At 45.5% G+C, this 20,039-nt stretch carries 18 protein-coding genes and 1 pseudogene; 8 read left to right on the forward strand and 11 right to left on the reverse strand.

Features of this window, described 5'->3' with window-relative positions; all coding sequences use genetic code 11:
- Nucleotides 1-160 precede the first annotated feature (160 nt).
- Entirely contained in the window at nt 161-1,054 is an 894-nt protein-coding gene (locus tag RH89_RS19695) for a LysR family transcriptional regulator (RefSeq protein WP_004405744.1), read from the reverse strand.
- 152 nt (nt 1,055-1,206) lie between these two features.
- Here RH89_RS19695 and RH89_RS19700 point away from each other — a divergent pair, with 152 nt between their 5' ends.
- Nucleotides 1,207-2,307, forward strand: coding sequence for an alcohol dehydrogenase family protein (locus RH89_RS19700; protein WP_004405748.1), 1,101 nt, complete (start codon nt 1,207-1,209; stop codon nt 2,305-2,307).
- Nucleotides 2,308-2,416: 109 nt separating this feature from the next.
- Nucleotides 2,417-3,697 carry a serine hydrolase domain-containing protein gene (locus RH89_RS19705; protein ID WP_004405751.1) on the forward strand — a complete coding sequence of 427 codons (1,281 nt, stop codon included), beginning with the start codon at nt 2,417-2,419 and terminating at the stop codon, nt 3,695-3,697.
- A gap of 77 nt (nt 3,698-3,774) precedes the next feature.
- Here the strand turns inward: RH89_RS19705 and RH89_RS19710 are convergent, their stop codons facing one another.
- The gene (locus tag RH89_RS19710) at nt 3,775-4,023 is read right to left on the reverse strand and encodes a hypothetical protein (protein ID WP_004405752.1); all 249 of its coding nucleotides are present in this window, start codon (nt 4,021-4,023) and stop codon (nt 3,775-3,777) included.
- 361 nt (nt 4,024-4,384) lie between these two features.
- Here RH89_RS19710 and RH89_RS19715 point away from each other — a divergent pair, with 361 nt between their 5' ends.
- Nucleotides 4,385-6,835, forward strand: a complete 2,451-nt coding sequence (locus RH89_RS19715; RefSeq protein WP_004405754.1) for a M9 family metallopeptidase — start codon at nt 4,385-4,387, stop codon at nt 6,833-6,835.
- A 113-nt stretch (nt 6,836-6,948) separates the two neighbouring features.
- Here the strand turns inward: RH89_RS19715 and RH89_RS19720 are convergent, their stop codons facing one another.
- Nucleotides 6,949-7,362, reverse strand: a complete 414-nt coding sequence (locus tag RH89_RS19720; RefSeq protein WP_244410430.1) for a helix-turn-helix domain-containing protein — start codon at nt 7,360-7,362, stop codon at nt 6,949-6,951.
- Between the two features lie 41 nt (nt 7,363-7,403).
- Here RH89_RS19720 and RH89_RS19725 point away from each other — a divergent pair, with 41 nt between their 5' ends.
- From RH89_RS19725 to RH89_RS19735, 3 genes are all read left to right on the forward strand, one after another.
- Nucleotides 7,404-7,904, forward strand: a complete 501-nt coding sequence (locus RH89_RS19725) for a DUF2938 family protein (RefSeq protein WP_004405756.1) — start codon at nt 7,404-7,406, stop codon at nt 7,902-7,904.
- A gap of 178 nt (nt 7,905-8,082) precedes the next feature.
- The gene (locus RH89_RS19730; protein WP_004405757.1) at nt 8,083-8,349 is read left to right on the forward strand and encodes a hypothetical protein; all 267 of its coding nucleotides are present in this window, start codon (nt 8,083-8,085) and stop codon (nt 8,347-8,349) included.
- A gap of 236 nt (nt 8,350-8,585) precedes the next feature.
- Nucleotides 8,586-9,875, forward strand: a complete 1,290-nt coding sequence (locus RH89_RS19735) for a DEAD/DEAH box helicase (RefSeq protein ID WP_004405758.1) — start codon at nt 8,586-8,588, stop codon at nt 9,873-9,875.
- Nucleotides 9,876-9,965: 90 nt separating this feature from the next.
- On the opposite strand, the gene RH89_RS19740 is transcribed toward RH89_RS19735, so the two are convergent.
- Together RH89_RS19740 and RH89_RS19745 are read right to left on the reverse strand one after the other, a co-directional pair.
- A complete protein-coding gene (locus RH89_RS19740) occupies nt 9,966-10,934 on the reverse strand; it encodes a DUF6929 family protein (protein WP_004405759.1) in 969 nt (322 codons plus the stop codon).
- A gap of 288 nt (nt 10,935-11,222) precedes the next feature.
- Nucleotides 11,223-12,197 (reverse strand): DUF6929 family protein, encoded by a 975-nt coding sequence (locus RH89_RS19745; protein WP_004405760.1) that lies wholly within the window; start codon nt 12,195-12,197, stop codon nt 11,223-11,225.
- A gap of 240 nt (nt 12,198-12,437) precedes the next feature.
- On the opposite strand from RH89_RS19745, the gene RH89_RS19750 reads away from it, so the two are divergent.
- Nucleotides 12,438-13,802 carry a DNA-3-methyladenine glycosylase 2 family protein gene (locus RH89_RS19750; RefSeq protein ID WP_004405762.1) on the forward strand — a complete coding sequence of 455 codons (1,365 nt, stop codon included), beginning with the start codon at nt 12,438-12,440 and terminating at the stop codon, nt 13,800-13,802.
- Nucleotides 13,799-14,284, forward strand: a complete 486-nt coding sequence (locus tag RH89_RS19755; protein ID WP_004405763.1) for a methylated-DNA--[protein]-cysteine S-methyltransferase — start codon at nt 13,799-13,801, stop codon at nt 14,282-14,284. The genes RH89_RS19750 and RH89_RS19755 overlap by 4 nt, the downstream gene beginning before the upstream one ends.
- On the opposite strand, the gene RH89_RS19760 is transcribed toward RH89_RS19755, so the two are convergent.
- The 6 genes and pseudogenes from RH89_RS19760 to RH89_RS19780 form a co-directional block, all read right to left on the reverse strand.
- Entirely contained in the window at nt 14,264-14,911 is a 648-nt protein-coding gene (locus RH89_RS19760; RefSeq protein ID WP_004405764.1) for an MBL fold metallo-hydrolase, read from the reverse strand. The genes RH89_RS19755 and RH89_RS19760 overlap by 21 nt on opposite strands.
- 98 nt (nt 14,912-15,009) lie before the next feature.
- Nucleotides 15,010-15,498, reverse strand: a complete 489-nt coding sequence (locus tag RH89_RS30430) for a GNAT family N-acetyltransferase (protein WP_080564047.1) — start codon at nt 15,496-15,498, stop codon at nt 15,010-15,012.
- A gap of 60 nt (nt 15,499-15,558) precedes the next feature.
- Nucleotides 15,559-16,191 (reverse strand): annotated as a pseudogene (locus RH89_RS30435) (lysophospholipid acyltransferase family protein); the annotation flags it as partial.
- 15 nt (nt 16,192-16,206) lie between these two features.
- Entirely contained in the window at nt 16,207-17,139 is a 933-nt protein-coding gene (locus RH89_RS19770; RefSeq protein WP_004405767.1) for a phosphatidate cytidylyltransferase, read from the reverse strand.
- Nucleotides 17,139-17,846, reverse strand: a complete 708-nt coding sequence (locus RH89_RS19775; protein WP_004405771.1) for a CDP-alcohol phosphatidyltransferase family protein — start codon at nt 17,844-17,846, stop codon at nt 17,139-17,141. The genes RH89_RS19770 and RH89_RS19775 overlap by 1 nt, the downstream gene beginning before the upstream one ends.
- Before the next feature lie 132 nt (nt 17,847-17,978).
- Nucleotides 17,979-19,661 carry an RluA family pseudouridine synthase gene (locus RH89_RS19780; RefSeq protein WP_004405773.1) on the reverse strand — a complete coding sequence of 561 codons (1,683 nt, stop codon included), beginning with the start codon at nt 19,659-19,661 and terminating at the stop codon, nt 17,979-17,981.
- Nucleotides 19,662-20,039: the final 378 nt, after the last annotated feature.

Below are 20,039 nucleotides of genomic sequence, written 5' to 3' on the forward strand. Positions count from 1 at the left end.
TAAAACAAAAACTCCCATAGAAAGTGGTTTATTACTGGTTTGACAAAAAGGACTAATCACAAGAGAGCTAGGCGACTAATTCAATCTATACCTAGCTTTAAAAATTGAAGAGTTTGATTCGGTTGTTAAATCTCTAAAGCGGGTGTCAGCCGGTTCACTCTTAACTCAAGGAGTAAGAGGACATTGTTTTTCCGGTCAAACGTAGACAAGATTCAATTTTCTTCATAACTGCGTCGTCTAATGACTCGTTAGTAATCATGCAGATATTTAGATTCTGGTTGCTTTTAAGAAGGGTAGGAGGAAGGGCTTCCATCTCGTTTGCCTTAAACAGAGATTCAGGCAACAGAGCCACAGCGAACCCTGATCGTACACTGGTGGCGATGTTTTCTAGTATAGGGCTGCGCAGAACTTGCCGAAAGCTTGTCTTTGACTGTTTCAAATCGCGGAAACAAATATCACTCACTATACAGTCGTCATCATAGATGGCGACAGGGATACTCTCGCCTTCTGCAATCTGTAATGTGATAGGCTTCGCCCAAATCAAGCGCTCGCTCCACAATACAACGTCATCTGAATATCTTTCCTCAGCAGCAACGATTGCGATATCGACATCAGCAGAATCCACCATTGCTCTTAATTGGCGGCTTCTTTCGCATATTATCTTTGCGTCCAAACCAGGAATTTCATTTCGCAGCAGAGGCATAAAGTGCTGCAAGAAATGCGGAGCATAATCAGTGGGAATGCCAAAAGTGATTTTACCAGTAATTTCCTGTGAGCCCAGTGCCGATAGCGTGGCGCTATTGAGCTTCAGAAACTGCTCACTGAAGTTAAGTAACGTTTTACCCGCTTCAGTTAACTGAATACCACGATTGCTCCGATGCAACAGAACGCAGTTCACTGAATCTTCTAATTTTTTCATCTGCATACTTACTGCCGCTTGTGAGCGAAAGATAGCTTCGGCAGCTTTCTTTAATTCACCCGTCTTGGCCACCATTACGAAAGTTCTTAGCAGTTCAAGGTCAAGTAAGTTATCCAGCTTTAAGTCAGTACTCATATTTGTATCGTCAACTCAATTAAGAATTTCTGAATTGAAGGTTTATTAATGTTTGTTTGATTGAATTATAACGTCGTTCTAGGATGAGTGTATATAAATTACATATGGCGGTTACAACTTAATCGTACTCGCAAAGAAGCTGAGGAAAATAAATGGTCACAAACGTACCGAAAACTATGAGTGGTGTTCAGTTGGTCGGGCATGGTGGGTTAGACAAGCTTGAATACCGTCATGATCTTTATGTCCCAATACCTGATGTGGGAGAGGTGTTAATAAAAGTTGGCGCAAGTGCTGTGAACAATACCGACATAAACACCAGAATCGGTTGGTATTCGAAGTCTGTCTCTACTCAGACAAACAATGGTGGGATTGAAGGTTTTGAAAGTGTAGAAAGCAGTGATGCAAGTTGGTCGGGAGCTCCGTTGCAGTTTCCAAGGATCCAAGGAGCAGATTGCTGCGGAGAAATTGTTGCGGTTGGTGAGGGAGTGGACCCAAACAGAGTAGGGGAACGTGTCTTGGTTCGCTCTATTCAGCAATTATCCGAATCCGACATTACGTGCATTACCTTTGGTTCAGAATGCAACGGGAGCTTCGCACAATACACAACCGCTTTGTCTAGTGAGGCATTCACTGTGCGAAGTACTATGACTGATTCTGAGTTGGCGTCGTTTCCGTGCTCATATTCAACGGCTGAAAACATGATTGAACGAGCTAAGGTCAAGACAGGGGATACTGTTTTTATAACGGGAGCGTCGGGTGGTGTCGGCTCAGCAGCGATTCAATTGGTTAAACGCAGAGGTGCTACTGTAATTGCACAGTGCAGTTCAAGTAAGTTCGATCAGATAAAACAGCTAGGAGCCGATGAAGTCATCTCTCGAAACCAGAGTGCGCTGGTGTCATTGGGGGAAAAGTCGGTAGATGTTGTCTTGGATCTGGTCGCTGGTGAAAATTGGGGTGATCTACTCTCGATTTTAAAGGTTGGCGGGCGCTATGCCGTAGCAGGAGCGATAGCTGGACCAATGGTCGAATTGGACGTGAGAACCCTCTATCTGAATGACTTGAGCTTTTTTGGTTGTACCTATCAAAATAGGTCGGTATTTGAAAACCTGATCAAATACATCGAACGCGAAGAGATAAAACCTATTGTTTCGAAAGAGTATCCGTTAAGTAAAATTACAATTGCACAAGAAGCATTTATGAGGAAAAACTTCGTAGGAAAACTGGTGTTGCTGCCTCAAGCATCTAGTGAATAGATTGATTGATATTGCAATAAGGTTTGATGTAAAACAATGTTTGACTTGTTTACCCTCTTATAATGGTGCTTAATGAGTTTCATAATTAAGACCAAAATTGGGGAAGATCATGAAAAATAGCAGTTTAGTCACCGCGATACTTATGTCATTTACGTTTAGTGCCAATGCCGCGACTTTTCATCAGGAAGATGTGGAATTTATTAAACAGGCTGAATCACTTGGTCTCGAACGTTCTGCGTGGGATCAGGGGGAGTTTGCGGCAATGACTTTCCCAAACGCTTATAAACTGACTCGCCACTACAGCATTTCTGCTGGTGAAGGAGCTGTGCCTCCTCAACGCTTAGTTGAAGAAAACTTGCTGGACTTGAATAAGCTGGAAGGGGTTGACGCGGATGGCAAGCACAGTCTGTATACGATATTACGCGACCGCCTGAAAAATCATGCCATGGTGGTGATTAAGGGTGACAAGATCATTCATCAGCACTATTTCAACGGTTTGACAAAAGACTCCACGCACCTTGATATGTCGGTCACCAAGTCTTTCACTGCGACGCTTGCGGGTATTGCAGTTAGCGAAGGTAAGCTGGATATGTCGAAGAGCGTCGAGTTTTACCTTCCTCAATTCAAAGGAACCGCTTTTGAAGGCTCTACTGTTCAGGAAGTCTCTGATATGCGAAGTGGTTTAGCCATTAAAACGCCACCGCATAAATCATGGGATCCAAGGTTAACCGAGTCACAGGAATGGCATGGTAAGAACGATTCTGGGCTTAATGGTATTAAAGATTACCTAGTTCTGATCGACGAGCGTAAGTATCCAACTGGTGAGGTTTACCAGTACCAAGACCCAAATACTGAGGTACTGGGTATGGTAGTAGAAAAAGTCACGGGGAAAACGCTGGCTGACTACCTAGAAGAAAGAGTTTGGAAAAAGCTGGGTGCTGAAAACAACGCATACTGGATGGCCGACCCAGCGGAGTTTGTTGTTGCTTCTGGTGGTTTGAATATGACGACACGAGATCTGGCTCGTGTTGGTAAGATGATTGTGAATGACGGTAAAAACTACTTAGGTGAGCAAGTCATTCCAAAAGGCTTTATTGATGCGTTGTGGCAGGGCAATGATGAAGTGCGCTCCGCATGGAAGAAAGGCAAAGAGTCCGCATTGATCAGCGATGCCTGGTATAAAGACCAGTATCGAGTTTTGAATCTAGGTGAGCATAAGGTACTTGTGATGATTGGTATTCATGGTCAGGTGTTGGCGATGGAGAAAGAAACAGGAACGGTCATCGCGATGAATGGTGGTTACCCGCAAACTGAAACTCCACGTATGGCGAATTTGATCTTCGGTCAGGTTATTCCAGCCGTTTTGGCCGAAGCAAAGAACATCAAGTAATTGTTTTTGTTTCTTGCTTTCTGTGAGTTATTAAAAAACCGGCTGTCTAGCCGGTTTTTCTGTTTATGCCTGCTTTGTTAATGCTTACGGCTTGGACCGTTGCGTACCATGTCTTTCCCGTTTTCGTACACATGGCTAGACACCCAACGGCCAAGCAACAGCTGGTGGTTGTCGTCCAGCACAGCAACAAACGGACGACCATCGGCATTGGATGTCGCCAGTGCAATACCTGCAACCCCGTTCAACCCTAGGCTGCCAGACTCAACAGAGATAAGAAATTGCTCAAGCTCATCTAAGGTTTCAATTATCGGGAGATCGTTATTCATTTTCTTTTCCTGTACTTCGTATTTCATGGCGCGCTGTGGAGGCACCCTATGTTTCAATGGGCGTACTGTACCGACAAATCGGAATGAATGGAATCTCGCAGGTAAGCACTGCTCACCCAAAAGCCAGACTCACTTCTGGCTTTTCTCTTTCTAATCTATGGGTTTTATCTACGTTATTTCAATAGGTTGTGCAACGTTTAGGTGAGAGGCAATCGGCATATTGAGCAGTTTGTTTATAAATTAGAGTATATATTCTAATTCCTGAACTGAGCTCATAAATTTTATGCAACTTAATTCACCTTGTTGAGAATAAGGAATATAACAGCGCCCTCAAACATATAACTAATTAATGAGTGTTGTTATGTCTCATACCCGTATATTTCCACGTCATCGCTTGGCGCTAGCTTGTGTACTTGCCAGTGTTTCCAGTTTTTCCTTTGCTCAAGAGCAGTGTGATATTCCCGAACTTCAACAGGCGCCCGATCTTGCTTTAGCCGTCTCTGAGGCGACCCATAATTGCTATGGCGCTTGGTTCTCTGCAACTGCTGATTCACTCAACGACATTTACAGTGAAGCGAGCCTAAGTCGTATTCAAATTGCGTTGAACCAAGCTATTGCTGGTTACAAAGGTGAGGCAGAGCAGGCGCGCAAACTAGAAAACCTTGGTGAGTTTGTACGTGCTGCTTACTACGTTCGCTATAACGCGCAACAGCCGGACTTTTCACAGGCATTAGGTCAACGTTTTGCTCAGTCGATTAATGCGTTTTTAGCCAACCCATACGCTTTAGAACAAGGTCGCGAACAAGTGGGGGCGATGAAAAGCCTGACTTTGATGGTCGATAACGTAAAGCAGCTTCCCTTGACGATGGGCGCACAACTTACGGCACTGCGTCAGTTCAATAGTGAAACTGCGAAAGATACGCAGTGGGTGGATGGGCTTAACAACCTCTTTCGCGCAATGGCCGGTCACGCTGCGCGAGATGACTTCTACAACTATATGGCGAGCAACACGCAACACATCGACGCGTTGGCGGTGTTTGCTCGTGATAACGCTTGGGCATTGAATATGGACGCGAGCTTCTTGGTTTACAACGCAGTACGCGAAACTGGCCGTTTATTAGCAAGCCCAGACCAAGAAACCAAAGAGAAGGCACTGCGTGTGATGCAACAAGTGATGGAACAAAACCCACTTGGAAGTGAACACGACAAGCTTTGGTTAGCAGCGGTTGAGATGATGGGCTACTTCGCGCCAGAGCATTTGAATGGTCTGGATTTAGACCAGGCGAAACGTGATTTGGCGGCTCGCGTGCTGCCTAACCGTCATGAGTGTGATGGTCCGGCAATCATTCGCTCTCAAGATTTAACACAAGTGCAGGCTGTTGAAGCTTGCGAGGTTTTAGCGGCAAAAGAGGCAGACTTCCATCAAGTGGCGAACACCGGTCATCAGCCAGTGGCGGACGACAACAACGAGCGAGTCGAAGTCGCGGTGTTTGCGAATAATGGCAGTTACGTGGATTACTCGTCTTTCTTGTTTGGTAACACGACGGATAATGGTGGTCAGTATCTTGAAGGGGATCCGGCACAGGCTGGTAATGTGGCGCGTTTTGTTGCCTACCGTTTCGCTAACGGTGACGAGCTTTCAATTCTCAATCTAGAACATGAATATGTTCACTACCTAGATGCACGCTTTAACCAATATGGCTCATTCAGCGATAACTTGGCTCATGGTTACATTGTGTGGTGGCTGGAGGGCTTTGCTGAGTACATGCATTATAAACAAGGCTACGACGCGGCGATTGGTGTAATTGCTGATGGAAAGATGAGCCTGTCGGATGTGTTTGCGACGACTTATTCCCATGATACGAATCGCGTTTATCGTTGGAGTTACTTAGCGGTACGCTTTATGTTGGAAGAGCATTCGCAAGAGGTAGACCGTTTACTGGCGCTTTCTCGTTCTGGTGATTTTGCTGAGTGGGCAAAGCAGGTTCAATTATTGGGTGAGCAATATAATGGTGAGTTTAACCGCTGGCTAGACTCTGTTTCTGGTGAACCAGAACAGCCTAATCCAAACCCAAATCCGGGTGAGCCGACAGAGCCTGCGGATCAAGTAACCCCGTTAGCAGCAAATCAAAGCGTGGTATTGAGTGGTGGGGCATACAGCGAGCAGTTGTTCTACGTTGATGTGCCAGAAAACGCCACTCACTTTGAAGTTAAGATCCAAGGTGGCAGCCAAGGCGATGCGGATTTGTATATGAGCTTTGAGAAAGTAGCCCATTACTACGATTATGAATTCAGCCAATATGGCACAGGCAGTAATGAGATCGTGGCGTTTGAACCAGAGCCATCGGGTTACATCAAACCGGGTCGTTACTACATGAGCATAACAGGTCGAACTGCGTTTGATGTGGTGACGCTAACGGCTTCATTGGAAACCAAAGCGCCAACTCCACTAAAACCTAAGCAAGATGACTTAGCGCCAGTAGTATTGGAATCTGGTCAAGCACAGACCTTAACGGTACACCAACAACGTTATGCTGCGGTTTATGTCCCGCAAGGTGTTCAAGAGGTGCGTGTGTGGCTAACGGGTAAAATTAGCAAAACCGAAAACGCTAACAAGCCAAACAATGGCAACGTCGATCTGTACGCGAGCCGAGCTTACTGGCCAACAGCAGAGCAGCACGAATACGTGTCTAATTATTCGGGCAGCAATGAATACCTGCAAATCCCAGTGACAGAAGCGGGCTATTTGCACTTCTCGTTGAACGCGCCGCAACGAGGGGATGAAGTCGAGATGTTGGTGCATTTTCACTAACTAACGCTTGGTAAACAAACTTAAAGCCGAACCTCTGTGTTCGGCTTTATTTGTTTGTGTTTTATACCTACCGAATATTCATTGATACCAAAAGCTAGTCGATGCCAAAGGGCTTACAACTCATTGAGCATTTTTTGAAAGGAAGGGCACTGCAAATGATCTTTAGCCGGGCAATTGGCGACGTGAAGCAAACTGTCTTTAATGCAAATCAACTGGCGGATGGAACGCTCAATGTCATCGACCTTATTGAGTAAGGCTTGTCGGTCGATATTCAGGTCGCCAGACTCATCAAACATGCCGCGAATTTCATCCAGCGATAGACCCGCTTTTCTACCCAAATTAATCAAAGCCAGTTTTTGAAGCACCTCTTTTGGGTATTGCCTACGCAATCCTTTTCTTCCTGCAGAGTGGATGAGCCCAATGGATTCGTAATATCTCAGCGCTGATGAGTTCAAACCGCTTTGTTTAGCAACCGTGCCTATATCCAACATAGTTATTGACTTGAAGTTAGCTTTAAGTAGTAGCATCTAATCACTTTGTTGCACAAAAAGAAAGGACAGAAAAGGAAATGAGAGAAATTGTGTTGCAGGCACTGGTGATTGGAGTAGGTGCAACGGCATTTATGGATGTTTTTGCCTGGTTGCAAAAAAGACTATTGAACCTGCAATCGTTGGATTATTCGTGGGTCGGACGTTGGATGCTGTGCATGCGAAAAGGGCAGTTTATGCATTCACCAATTATGGCAACACCAGCACAGCGAGGTGAGACAGTATTAGGGTGGGTTGCACACTATACCATTGGAATCGCATTTGTCTGGATTATGTTGTGTGCTTACCCGCAGTGGCCCGAATCACCAAGTTTGGTTGTTGCACTATTCACTGGGTTTGTGAGTGTGGCGGCACCATTTCTGATTATGCAGCCAGCGTTTGGGCTAGGAGTAGCGGCAAAAAATACGCCAAAACCTAACATGGCAAGAATCAGAAGCGTCGTGGCTCATTTATCATTTGGGTTCGGAATTTATCTGACAACAGTCTCAATAAAACTGCTCATTTATCCTTATTCTTTATAGGGTTAGCGTTTATCATCTTTTGGCATAATTGATAAGAACTTCGCCTTGTTATTTCTGAATATTGGTTGCATATTTAATATTCAGTCCTTTGTATAGCCTGACTACTAAATCAATAACTGGCATTACATTGAAAAAGGAAGATTCGATACGAAACTAAAAAAACAAGAAAGGATAGGTTATGAGTAACAACAGTTGGAATAATTTTGGTGTTTTGAAGAGTGTCTCTAAAGATGACCGCTTTGTTTGGGTTTCCAATGAAGAGGGACGCCAGCTTAAAATGAGTATCGCCACTTATCAGGAAAGCGCAGAACAAGTGTATTCGAAGGCGCAGGCTTTGGTCGGAAAAAACGTAAAAATCCGGTCGAGTCAGAATTCGACCGATTTAAAGCATCTCGTTTGGTTCAACAGTATTGATAACGGTCCTTATTTGTCGTCGACTCACTAATTCCAATTCGCATTAAAAACTATTTAACCGGTCATAAGACCGGTTTTTCTTTTTAGGCGTTCAACTAGAATCACTGCGTACAAATCTAATGCACATATACTTGTAGAACCTAGCATCTTTAGGTGACTTGGGTATACTATGCCGCTAATTGAAATTTATGTACCAGTCTTGGCTGGCTATCGTCGAGAGACGACAGCTTGTCATCAAAGGTTGTCTGATCTAAGGACCTTGCTTCAATGTCATTTTCTTCTCAAGGTTTCGCTCCTGAAGTAGCGAAAGCACTTACTGAAATCGGTTACGAAAAACTCACCCCTATTCAGCAAAAAGCCATTCCTATGGCGCGAAAAGGGCACGATATTTTTGCAACTGCTCAAACAGGAACAGGTAAAACGGCTGCATTCTCTTTGCCTGTGATTCAGCACCTTCTGGATTCTGGCAAGTCGCCATCAAAAGGCACAGCACGTGGGCTTATTCTGGCTCCGACTCGTGAACTGGCTGCTCAAATTGCCGATAACATCAAGGCATACACCAAGTACACAGATCTCAATGTTGCCGCGGTGTACGGCGGTAACAAAATGTCTTCTCAGGTTCGTCAGCTTGAAAAGGGTGTCGATATTCTGGTTGCAACTCCGGGTCGTTTGAGCGAACACATGAGCGAAGGCAATGTGTCGGTTGCAAACCTTGAGTTCCTTGTGTTTGATGAAGCTGACCGAATCCTTGATATGGGCTTCATTAACGCGGTACGTGAAATCATGATGGAAGTGGAAACTGCACCACAAATCATGATGTTCTCTGCGACAACATCTAGCCAGCTTAATCAGCTTGCAAGCGACATTCTTCGTAAGCCAAAGCGCATTAGCGTAGACAGCGAGAATTCAACGGCAGCGACTGTTGCACACGTTGTATACCCAGTGGATCAGGAACGTAAAACAGAGCTGCTTTCTGAACTGATTGGTCGCAAAAACTGGCAACAGGTGCTGGTGTTTGTGAACTACAAAGAAACGGCAAACGAAATCGTTAAAGAACTGAAACTCGATGGCATTAAAGCGGTACTTTGCCATGGCGATAAGGCGCAAAGTGCTCGTCGCCGTGCGTTAGATGAGTTTAAAGAAGGTAAAGCACGAGTGATGGTTGCAACAGACGTTGCTGCTCGTGGTCTCGATATTGAAAGCCTGCCTCATGTAATCAACTACGACATGCCGTTTCTTGCGGAAGACTATGTGCACCGTATTGGTCGTACAGGTCGCGCTGGCAAACAAGGGCATGCGGTTTCTTTTGTAAGTCGTGAAGAAGAACTGACTCTGGTTCAGGTAGAAAACCTAATCAAACAACGTATCCGCCGCGTTGAACAACCGGGTTACGAACCAAAACGTCGCGATGCTTACGTTCAGAAGCTTAACAGCAAAGATGCGTTCAAACATCGTCGCGGGCGTACTAATAACCCAGACGAACCAAAAGATCAGGCGTCTGCTGAGCGTCGTTTGTCTATGATGAATCGAATCAAAGCGCGTCGCGGTAAGAATTAAGCTGAATAGATGCAGAAAGTAAAGAGCCTCCATATGGAGGCTCTTTTGTTATAACCAGAGTATTGTAGAAACTCTGGGCTATAGGAGACGTTATTGAGTCAGGCGGAATTTAAAGAACTCACTGGTGCCATCGTCATTATCACTGGCTAATACACCTTTAACAGCAAGCTGGTCGCTGGTTGTAAGAGAAACCGACTCAACTTTAGTAATCACCTGCTTACCTCTGATGGATACCGGTTTTGCCACTTTGGTTAGGTCGAGTGTGGTTCCTGACTCCAGTTGATTGATCGGAAATGATCCGACAAAGCTGCCAAGAATTTCACCATCGTTGTAAGCATCACCAGTTGCTTCTACCGAAGCAGTAAAGACCAGTCTGTCGGTCTGTTCCCAATAGGTTGCACCAGACAAGCCCGCTTCAAATCCACCCACTTCCGGTAACTGAATTTTGTTGACTCCGAGGTTAGCGATCTCATCTGTTTTGCCTGTCAGGTAATCTTCAAACTGCTGTGTGGGGACGGTAAAAATAACGTTGGAACCGCCGTTACCGCGGTTGAGAATAAAAATCGTCCCATTTGAAGCGGCAAGCCCTTCAATATTAAGTTCCTCGACTCCAAAATCGCGGCTTGCTCGGTAAAGCTGTGCGTATAGAGGCTCTAATGATCTTTCGATTCTTAACGCTTTATCCTGGCTGACGACAAATGCCCACTCGCGAACGCCAGCTTTGCTACCAGATCCCAACATGACAAAAGAAGGCTTGCCGTTGATGTCGAGCAATTCCATCGCCTCAAAATCGGGCTTCACCTTCTTCACGATTCGACCATTGTCTTGAACGGGGTAGTGCTTGATCAGATCCTTATCGGCAATTCGGAAATTGAGTCCAATCTTGTAAAGCCATGGGGAGTCGTCGCCAACGGCATAAACCATATCTTCGGTATAAACGATGCCGGATGCGGAAGGAAACTCTGTATTTTGTTTTGGTACTGTGACGGTAAGTTCCGCGGAAGAAGCCGTGAAAGGAATAGCCAGACTGAGAGCTGTGAGTAGAAGTCCTTTTTTCACATTAAATCCTTGATGTGTTTGAATGCATATCGCTGAAATTTAGCACTGCGTTCCAAAACTCACCAGTCGATGAAGCAAAAGGTATTGTTAAATAAATAAAAATATGAATTTAATCACAATCGGCAATGAGAGATTTCGAATTGATACATTCGGCATGAAGGTCAATTCGCCTCGCGATTGAAAGAAAAGAAATGAGCTTTAGGTGAAATTATTTGAGCTGATTTTGTTTCTGGATTATCAATAAAACCGTTGACGAAATAAAACGTCAACGGCTTTAATCAAAGAGGGCTATTTGGTCAGTGAGAAGGAGAAGAATTCACTGGTGCCATCATCATTGTCGCTTGCCAGTACACCACGAATAGATTCTGGTGTGCTTACGGTGATGGAAACAGATTCAACCTTTGTGATGACAGGCTTGCCATTTTTGTCGATGGATTTTGCGTAGCTGCTTAAGTCTGTAGATTTGCTTTCGCTAAGTTTACCTACAGGCACGTAGCCAACGAAGCTACCAAGAATTTCGCCATCGTTGTAAGCGTCGCCCGTTGCCTCGACCGATGCGGTAAACACAAGACTATCGGTTTCATTCCAATAAGTAGCGCCAGACAGACCCGCTTCAAAGCCTTGAACATTAGGCAGGGTAACGTGGTAAGTACTTAACTCTTCGATCGCGTCTTGCTTACCCAGTAGGTACTCTTCAAACTCAACTAACGGCATACCGAAGATAATGTTGGAACCACCGTTCCCACGGTTGAAGATGTATGCCGTATCTTCTGATACCGCCAAGCCTTCAATGTTAAGCTCCTGGTTACCACTAAAGCCGCTCGCGCGATAAAGCTGCTTGTAAAGCGGCGCCAGATAACGCTCAATTTTCACGCCTTTATCCTGGCTGATAATGTAAGCCCACTCACGTACGTCGGCTTTGCTACCAGAGCCAAGTACAACCAGAGAAGGGCGCTCATTAATGTCCATTGCCTCCATCGCTTCGTAGTCTGGTTTCACTTTTTTCAGGATTCGCCCGTTATCACCAATCGGGTAATGCTTGATCAAATCCTGACTCAGAATATTGAAATCCAAATCCATGTTGTAAAGCCAAGGCGAGTCGTCTCCTACGGCAAAGAGTTTGTCGCCTTCTACAACCACACCTGAAGCAGATGGGAAAGAGGTATTCAGAAGTGGGTCAGAAACCTCGATAGTGGAAGCAAAAGCAGGTGCAGCAACTGTTGCACTGATCATCATGGCGAGGAGGTTGTTTTTGATTTTCATAAAAAAATACTCGTTTCTTATATAGTTATGGTGGTCAGAATGTATCACTGAGTATTCATATCAACTAGTTGAACATTAAGGTTAGCGAATGCAATTTTGTAATTTAGGATTCACTTCACGGGAAATAAGCAATCTGTGTATGGAGTGTAAAATTCTCGTATCCATTTGGTTCCGAAAATGGCTAGTTTAAGTTGATAAATGGCGTACACTGGCTTCAAGCAGTTAAAGGAAATCAGGTAAATGGACATTCAGCCCTTAACCATCGAAGAGTGTAAGAAAGCCAGAATGGCACGGGACCATCGATTTGACGGTCGATTTTTTGTGGCCGTGAAAACCACTGGCATATTCTGCCGCCCAATTTGTCCTGCGAATCTGCCACAAGAAAAAAATGTGACTTATTACTTCGATCAGGCGCAGGCGCTACAGGCGGGATACCGACCTTGCTTGCGTTGCCGACCAGATAGTGCACCCAGTTCATGGGCATGGAAAGGCGCAGAAACGTCGTTCCAGAGAGCAATCAAACTGATCGAGCAAGGCGCGTTGCAAACTCACGGGATAACGGGGCTCTCAGATCGTTTAGGTATCTCAGACCGGTATCTGCGGAAGCTTTTTGATAAGTATCTGGGCATGTCACCAAAACAATATGCCCAGTATCATCAGTTGATGTTCGCTAAGCAGTTGCTGCACGAAAGCTCTGTGAGTGTCAGCGACATCGCTTTTGCCAGTGGCTTTAACAGTGTTCGACGTTTTAATGATGCATTTAAAACGCTGCTAAAACTTACTCCGTCACAAGTGAGAAAATCAGAAGACATGGAAGCACAAACCAATCAGGTTCGGCTGTGTTTTAAAGTCCCGCTGCATTGGGAGCATATGCTCAATTTCTACCGCATGCGGGCAATACACGGAGTTGAGGACGTCGGTGATAATTTCTATGCTCGTCATTTTGAACTCAATGGTCACAAGGGCTGGTTTAAGGCGACGGTAGAATCAAAACAGCTCATGCAGGTTGAGTTTGAATTGGAAGAGATTACAGACTTAAAACCGCTGGTGCTTAAGTTGAGAAGAATGTTCGATCTGGATGTCAACATATCGGAAGTTGAGCAACACCTTAGCAAAGCAGCCCCAACCTTGGTTCAGGAATCGGGTATTCGAATTCCCGGAGTCTGGAGCCCTTGGGAAGCAGGCGTTCGTGCCATTTTAGGACAACAGGTATCCGTGAAAGCGGCGATTGGTCAGCTGAACCTTCTGGTTTCAACGTTGAATGGCATTTCTGACAAATTATATTTTCCCACGCCAGAACAAGTTGCAGAGGCGGATTTAAGTTTTCTGAAAATGCCGAATAGCCGAAAAGAAACTCTACATCGATTTGCCCACTACATTGTTGAACACCCCGATGCCGACCCTAAAGAGTGGATCGAGATAAAAGGGGTAGGACCTTGGACAATTAACTATGCCCAGTTAAGAGGGCAATCACTAACCGACTGTTTTTTATCCGGAGATCTGGTGGTTAAAAAAGCGATGGAACACCATCCGGATATGACGCAAGAAAATGTTGCCCCTTGGGGAAGTTACGCTACCTTACATTGCTGGAATACACCATTATGAAAAACACTAACGTATACACCATTATGCCAAGCAAACTTGGCGACGTGACCCTACAAGCCAATGAAGAAGGATTATTAGGCATTTGGTTTGAAACCTGCACCACCAAACCGGATGAACTCGGAACTGAGTACGCTAGTCATCCCGTCTTGAAACAAGCCAGCGCCGAGCTTACGGAATATTTCGACGGCAACAGGCAGTCTTTCGACGTGCCATTGGCTGCGAAGGGTACAGACTTTCAGAAACAAGTCTGGAAAGCGCTGACCACCATTCCTTTTGGTGAAACCTGGAGTTATCAGGAGCTTGCCAATGCCATAGGCAATCCTAAAGCCGTAAGGGCTGTAGGGCTGGCGAATGGCAAAAACCCGATATCAGTGATCGTGCCTTGCCATCGGGTGATTGGAAAAAGCGGTAAGCTGACGGGCTACGCGGGCGGCTTGGAGCGCAAGCAAGCTCTGCTTAAATTAGAGGGAATCGATGTGTAATTTAAGCTGGTCAATTTCACCGTCGATAGCTGATACCCACTCGTCGTAAGTGGGTTCGACTAAGCCAATTTTTCCTATAAATCCGCTGCTCATTACCACGTTGGGTTTTACGGAGCGAAGTTTCTTCAGGCTTTGAATTGCTGAATCTTCGCTTCCGCCAAAGCTGTGGATAATGAATGTCGTCCAGCGACCATCCCATTGGAAAAACGTATCACCTGTAAACAAATAGGTTTGTCCATGGGGAGAGTGATAGATATAACATACGCTGCCATCGGTATGACCCGGAGTGAACAGCACTTCAATATCTTCAAACCTTGTGTCTTTTAATTCTAAAAGCTGCTCTGCCTTTGCATACTGGCTGATGGCATCGGATTCAGCTTCAGAATAGAGGAGTTGAGAGTTAAATCGTTTTCGAATTCTCTCTAGAGAAGGTCCTGCTTCATCTCGGTGAGTAAGCAGTTGATAGCGGATACCGCCAAGTTCTTCAATATGCTGTAGCTCGTCGTTATCGCCAGTATTGTAAAAAAGAATATTGCCGTTCGGGCGTGTCAAAAGATAAGCGTAGCTGTTAACCATTCCACCGTCATAAAGGGCGGTTTGCCATAAATCGGGATATAACTTTTTCATCGTCTCAGTCCTTGAGTTGTATACAGCAAGTCTTCATAGTTGGAAGGCTTGCTGTACATAATATACTCCTGTGGAACGATGAAGTTTGAGGCAATGCCTCACATTTCCGTTTTTAATATGGCGTAAAAATACTCGTCCCACCATTCTCCGTTCGAGCGCTGAATACACTGTTTAAAGTGTCCTTCACGGCGCATTCCAAGCTTTTCCATTAGCTGATAAGAGGCAGTATTTTCTGGCTGGCACGTCGCGACGATACGTTGAATATTCATTTTGGCAAAGCCATGTTCCATCAGCGCTTTCGCCGCTTCGAACGCATATCCTTTCTTTTGCGAGTCTGGATGAATCACCCAGCCAATTTCATAGGTGTAGTCGTTAAAAGTGGGGTGGAAATGAATATGCCCGATTGCGGTATCGCTCTTGTTTTCAATTAAAGAGTAGGCGACAGGAGATGTTTCCAGTTGCTCCTCCAGCCAGGCGTCAACTTTGGCTTCGTCATAAATGCCATCTGGTAGATATTGAGCAACATTCGGGTTGGAAAGGTAACCGAGTAAGTCTTCTTTATCTTCGGGTGCGACAGGGCGAATCATGAGCCTTTCCGTTTTAACCACTAAGTCCGGTTGGTTGAATTCCAGTGCTTTGTTTTTGTCTCGAGTCAGGCAGTGCTCTGACAGCTCTGTAAAGGACTCGATAATGGTATCCAGAAACGTATCCGCACTGTCAGACCTAGGAAGAGGCTCTCCGATGATGCAGTCACAGTTAAAGGGTACGGGAATCTTGCTGCCTTTTGGCATCGCTTTGCCCAAACCGTGCATCATTACAGGGATGATAGACGTCTCGGGGTGCTGATCCACCAGATAGAATATCCCTTTTTTCAACTCGCTGAATTCTTCTGGGTTGCCTCTGCTTCCCTCAGGAAAAAGAATGAGAATGTCGCCGTTATGAATGGCTTTGTGGCACTCGTCGAACAGAGCGTTTCTGTCGGACTTTCCTTGCCTGTCCAGAGCCAGAATGCCAATACAAACGTTAGCAAACCAAGCTTTGAATCCACCTTGTTCGAGAAAATAATCGGCAGCGGCAACAGGTCGGATTTTGTGAATTTGTGAAAGAGGGAACAGGCTCATGAGCACTAAGGTATCCAGGTGGCTATTGTGATTGGCAATCACCACATATCCTCCCTGACCCGGCAGGTTTTCCCTTCCTCTGGTGTTCAAGCCAATCACCACCAGCACAAACGGCTTCACTACCAGAGCAAAGAACAATACTTTTATTAGTCGGTTCATCTTCTTTGTTCCTTGTTAGTAATGAAGGTAGTAGAGCAGATGGAAAAACAGCGGGGAGGTGAAGGTGAGGCTATCAAGCCGATCAAGAACACCACCATGACCCGGAATCAGAGTACCGCTGTCTTTGATTTGCAAATCACGCTTCACTGAAGAAATCACCAGATCCCCAACAAAGCCAGAGAAGGCAATCAAGGCACCTGCCAGCAACCCCTGAGCATGAGAAAACGGCGTCAAAAACGGTGCGATTAATGCGCTCATCAACGAGATGGTGACCACGCCTCCAATAAATCCTTCCCATGTTTTGTTGGGGCTGACTTTGGGAACAATTTTGTGCTTACCCAGAGATTTCCCCCAGACATACTGCGAGACGTCATTCAATTGAGTCATAAACAGCAGAAACAGGATAGGACCAATATGACCCGCTTCTGGGTTCTTAACTGGCAGAACCAACAGGTAGGCAATGTGACTGATACACAGAACCGTAAGCATCATTGCCCAGTGGATGACACCAGCAGAGTGGATAAACCCTTTAGTGTCGCCCAGCAAAACCATTCGCATAGGCAGAAACAGGAAGACATACACCGGAATGAAGATCAGGAACATTCCGTACCATTCATAACCCACCCAGAGATACTGAAGTGGGATGGCAATGTAAGCCCATAAAATCACTCGGCGGTCAGCCAATCGAGTGGGAATGATCGACAGGAATTCTTTTAGTGCCAGAAAACTTACAAAACCAAAAAAGGCGATGGCAGCATTTTTACTTAGGATAAGAACAAAGAACACCAATCCAATTATCCACCACCAAGAGGTGATGCGTTGGCTCAGCTCCGTATAGTCTTTGTCGGGGTGTTTCACCTGTTTAAACCAGCAAACCAAGGTGCCTATGCAGAGTAGCGCCAGCACTAACGCCATGACGTAGAAGGAGTGTTGAGGAATACCAAACATTATTGTTCCTCTACGCTATTTTCTTGTCGTGCCGTACTTTGTGGCTGATTCTCCAGATACCGATAGGCGGCGTGTGCTCTTCTTACTAAGGTGATTACGCAACCCAAATTGACTAGCACCAAAACGGTTAGGAAAACAGCCCCTTGTGGCAGCCAGATTTGCTCCAAAATGGTGGCAATCGACCCAAATGTCACCAGCGCCATTCTGTGCTGTTTTGCCATTGGTCCACGAAAATCGGTTTTGCTGCCGATTGCGGTGGCGAGGGTACGAACATAAGCCGTTCCAACTGCCAGCAATGCCGCGAGCCAACCCAAGTGAATCGCGTATGGGTAAAGCTGGGTAAGGGAATAACCCAGAGCAATGAAAATAAGGGAATCAGCGACGCGGTCGGGAATGTCGTTAAACAGTTCGCCAGAAGGTGTACTTTTACCGCCTTCTACTGCCACCATGCCGTCAAACAGATTGCAAAGCAGGCGACACTGAATAAACAGAGCAACACAAACTAATAACGTGTTAACCAGCCATGTTTGAGGCGCAAAAGATTGAGCAATTAAAGCGGCGGAAGCCAATGCTGAAAACACAACACTGGCGATAGAAATTTGATTAGGCGTAACGGAACGGCGGGCAAGCCAGGCAGCGATTTTCCTGCTGATCCCAACCTGGCGAACTTTTAACGGGCGACGCCCTTCGATTTCTTCTGATGACACAGTATCTTCCATGCAACTTGTTTGGTTGGATTATAAACATTGAACATACTGTATAGGCTTTAAATCCCTAATAATCAGAGGTTTTTCACAAACTTAAGAAGCCTGTTCCGAAAGAAACAATTAGGTAAAGGTTTAAAAGTCAGCATCAACCTGAAACTCCATGGGTTCTTTGGAGTATGGGTGATCAAAAGCAAGCCATTCGGCGTGCAAGTGAAGGCGGTTCTCTTTAATGCCATAGAGATCGTCACCGACGATTGGCATATGCAGCCCTTGCTGGTGAGCACAATGAACTCTGAGCTGGTGGGTTCGTCCGGTTTTAGGGTATAAGCGGACTTTAGTGCGCGACCCGATTCGCTCTAGTACTTCCCATTTAGTTTCGGCGGGCTTTCCGTGTTCATAGCAGACGAGCTGGCGAGGGCGATCGTCAGGATCACCACGCATCGGCAGATGAATTTCTCCATTGTCGCTTTCGGGTGAGCCTTCTATTAGTGCCACATATCGCTTTTGAACATGTCGGGTAATGAACTGCTTTTGCAGGCTTTTGTTTGCTCGCTTAGTCAAAGCAAAAACCAGAATGCCAGAGGTAGACATGTCGAGCCGATGAATCACAAACGGGCCTTCTACATCAGGGAAACGTTCTTGCAAGCGGTGGTAAACCGAATCCTGAATAAAACGACCGGGTACAGAGAGAAACTCTGAAGGCTTGTTGACGACAACGATGGCTTCGTCCTGATAGAGGATGTCGATTTCTTTCCCTTCTGCCGGGTTTTTTAGCAGTGGGTTTTCATCCATCTCTATGCCTTCCAGCATGTGACCTAAAATCGGGTGACACTTGCTTTGGCAGGCTGGGTAGTATTTTTTATGCTGTCGAACTTCTGATTTTGGCGAAACACCCCACCAAAATTCCGCAATAGCCACAGGCTTTAACTGGTTAGCAAACGCGTAATGCAAAAGTTTAGGTGCAGCGCATTCGCCAGAGCCGGCGGGTGGAATTGGGTTGGTCGTCTGAGAGAATATATCGAGCAGTGACTTTTCGTCACCCGCCTGATTTAAGAAGCGGTACTGATCAAACAGCTTGTTTTGCAGTGCGGCAGACAGCGCTTTGCGTTTTTCTTTCAATGCTTCCAGTTCGGCAGTTAGGGCGTCTAACTTCTGCTGCACTTCATCAATTCGTTGTTGCCATTCGAGTTTCAGATATTTCTGTTGGTTCTTTTCCGCAACGCTCTGTTTGCCAAGTTCTTCCTTGAGCGAATCCAGTTCGTCACCTTTCAGAGTGTTTTCTGCTTCGGCTCTTAGAGCTTTTCTGTTGGCTCGTCCGGCAATCATTTTCTGGCGCTGCTTTTCAAGCTCGACCTCTGATTGCTTTTTGAGTTCTGACAGGCTTTCAGTGAGCACGTCAAAGTCGGGATTCACCTTAAGTGCATCCACTTGGGCGTTTACCTTGGTCACTTCATCCATTTCAGCCTGAACGAAGCTGTCGTCTGCCAGCCAATCGTATACTGGTGGAACAAACCCCGGAAGATGGTTGCTATCCGCTACTTTGCCGGAAAATGCCGACAAATAGCCCAGTTCGCCAAGTTCATTCTGAACCAGCAGAATACCGAACATTTTGCCTTTGCCAGTAGATGGATCGTCGCCCAACCCAAAGTCGTGTTCCCAGTCGGTTTGAGTTTGAATATGCGCCTGAAGCTCCTGCGAAGCCAGTTCACAAAGCGGATGAGGTTGGTAGTAAAACGGAAACGTAAACCGTTCGGGTAGGGAATAGCCTTCAATGGATGACTGGAATCGGGTGAAGTAAGAAACAGCAGAAGACATATTCGCTTATATACTCATAGTAACAGTGAGCGGTGGATTTTACGGAATTGCAGGTAAAAGTACAGATGAGCGCAATAGCCTATTTGTTCAAGAAGCTAGAAAATTAAAGAAAAAATAAAAAAATCGATTTTTTTTAGAAAAAGTGTCCTCGCGCGAAAGTTTGGTTCGTCTAGTTAGTAGCTAACTGATTCAGGTTAGTTCTAACAATAAAAGTGTATTTAACAAGGAGAAAACAATGAGTAATTACATGTTGATTTATGTTGGTGGCGATCCAGAATGGGCAACAAACACTACACCTGCGGATATGGAAGCCGCGATGCAAGCCTGGACTGACTGGATGGAAAAACTAGAGCGAAAGATCAACTGGTCGATGGTGGA

This window comes from Vibrio nigripulchritudo ATCC 27043 (assembly GCF_000222685.1).
In the GTDB taxonomy this organism is placed as follows: Bacteria; Pseudomonadota; Gammaproteobacteria; order Enterobacterales; family Vibrionaceae; genus Vibrio; species Vibrio nigripulchritudo.

Excerpts from the sequence above, each read along its gene's own strand:
- RH89_RS19725 (WP_004405756.1), top strand. The coding sequence starts at position 7,404 with ATGAGAGAAATTGTGTTGCAGGCACTGGTGATTGGAGTAGGTGCAACG.
- RH89_RS30430 (WP_080564047.1), bottom strand. The coding sequence starts at position 15,498 with ATGATTCGCCCTGTCGCACCCGAAGATAAAGAAGACTTACTCGGTTAC.
- RH89_RS19760 (WP_004405764.1), bottom strand. The coding sequence starts at position 14,911 with ATGAAAAAGTTATATCCCGATTTATGGCAAACCGCCCTTTATGACGGT.
- RH89_RS19780 (WP_004405773.1), bottom strand. The coding sequence starts at position 19,661 with ATGTCTTCTGCTGTTTCTTACTTCACCCGATTCCAGTCATCCATTGAA.
- RH89_RS19755 (WP_004405763.1), top strand. The coding sequence starts at position 13,799 with ATGAAAAACACTAACGTATACACCATTATGCCAAGCAAACTTGGCGAC.
- RH89_RS19715 (WP_004405754.1), top strand. The coding sequence starts at position 4,385 with ATGTCTCATACCCGTATATTTCCACGTCATCGCTTGGCGCTAGCTTGT.
- RH89_RS19705 (WP_004405751.1), top strand. The coding sequence starts at position 2,417 with ATGAAAAATAGCAGTTTAGTCACCGCGATACTTATGTCATTTACGTTT.
- RH89_RS19735 (WP_004405758.1), top strand. The coding sequence starts at position 8,586 with ATGTCATTTTCTTCTCAAGGTTTCGCTCCTGAAGTAGCGAAAGCACTT.
- RH89_RS19695 (WP_004405744.1), bottom strand. The coding sequence starts at position 1,054 with ATGAGTACTGACTTAAAGCTGGATAACTTACTTGACCTTGAACTGCTA.
- RH89_RS19700 (WP_004405748.1), top strand. The coding sequence starts at position 1,207 with ATGGTCACAAACGTACCGAAAACTATGAGTGGTGTTCAGTTGGTCGGG.
- RH89_RS19745 (WP_004405760.1), bottom strand. The coding sequence starts at position 12,197 with ATGAAAATCAAAAACAACCTCCTCGCCATGATGATCAGTGCAACAGTT.
- RH89_RS19730 (WP_004405757.1), top strand. The coding sequence starts at position 8,083 with ATGAGTAACAACAGTTGGAATAATTTTGGTGTTTTGAAGAGTGTCTCT.
- RH89_RS19770 (WP_004405767.1), bottom strand. The coding sequence starts at position 17,139 with ATGTTTGGTATTCCTCAACACTCCTTCTACGTCATGGCGTTAGTGCTG.
- RH89_RS19720 (WP_244410430.1), bottom strand. The coding sequence starts at position 7,362 with ATGCTACTACTTAAAGCTAACTTCAAGTCAATAACTATGTTGGATATA.
- RH89_RS19710 (WP_004405752.1), bottom strand. The coding sequence starts at position 4,023 with ATGAATAACGATCTCCCGATAATTGAAACCTTAGATGAGCTTGAGCAA.
- RH89_RS19750 (WP_004405762.1), top strand. The coding sequence starts at position 12,438 with ATGGACATTCAGCCCTTAACCATCGAAGAGTGTAAGAAAGCCAGAATG.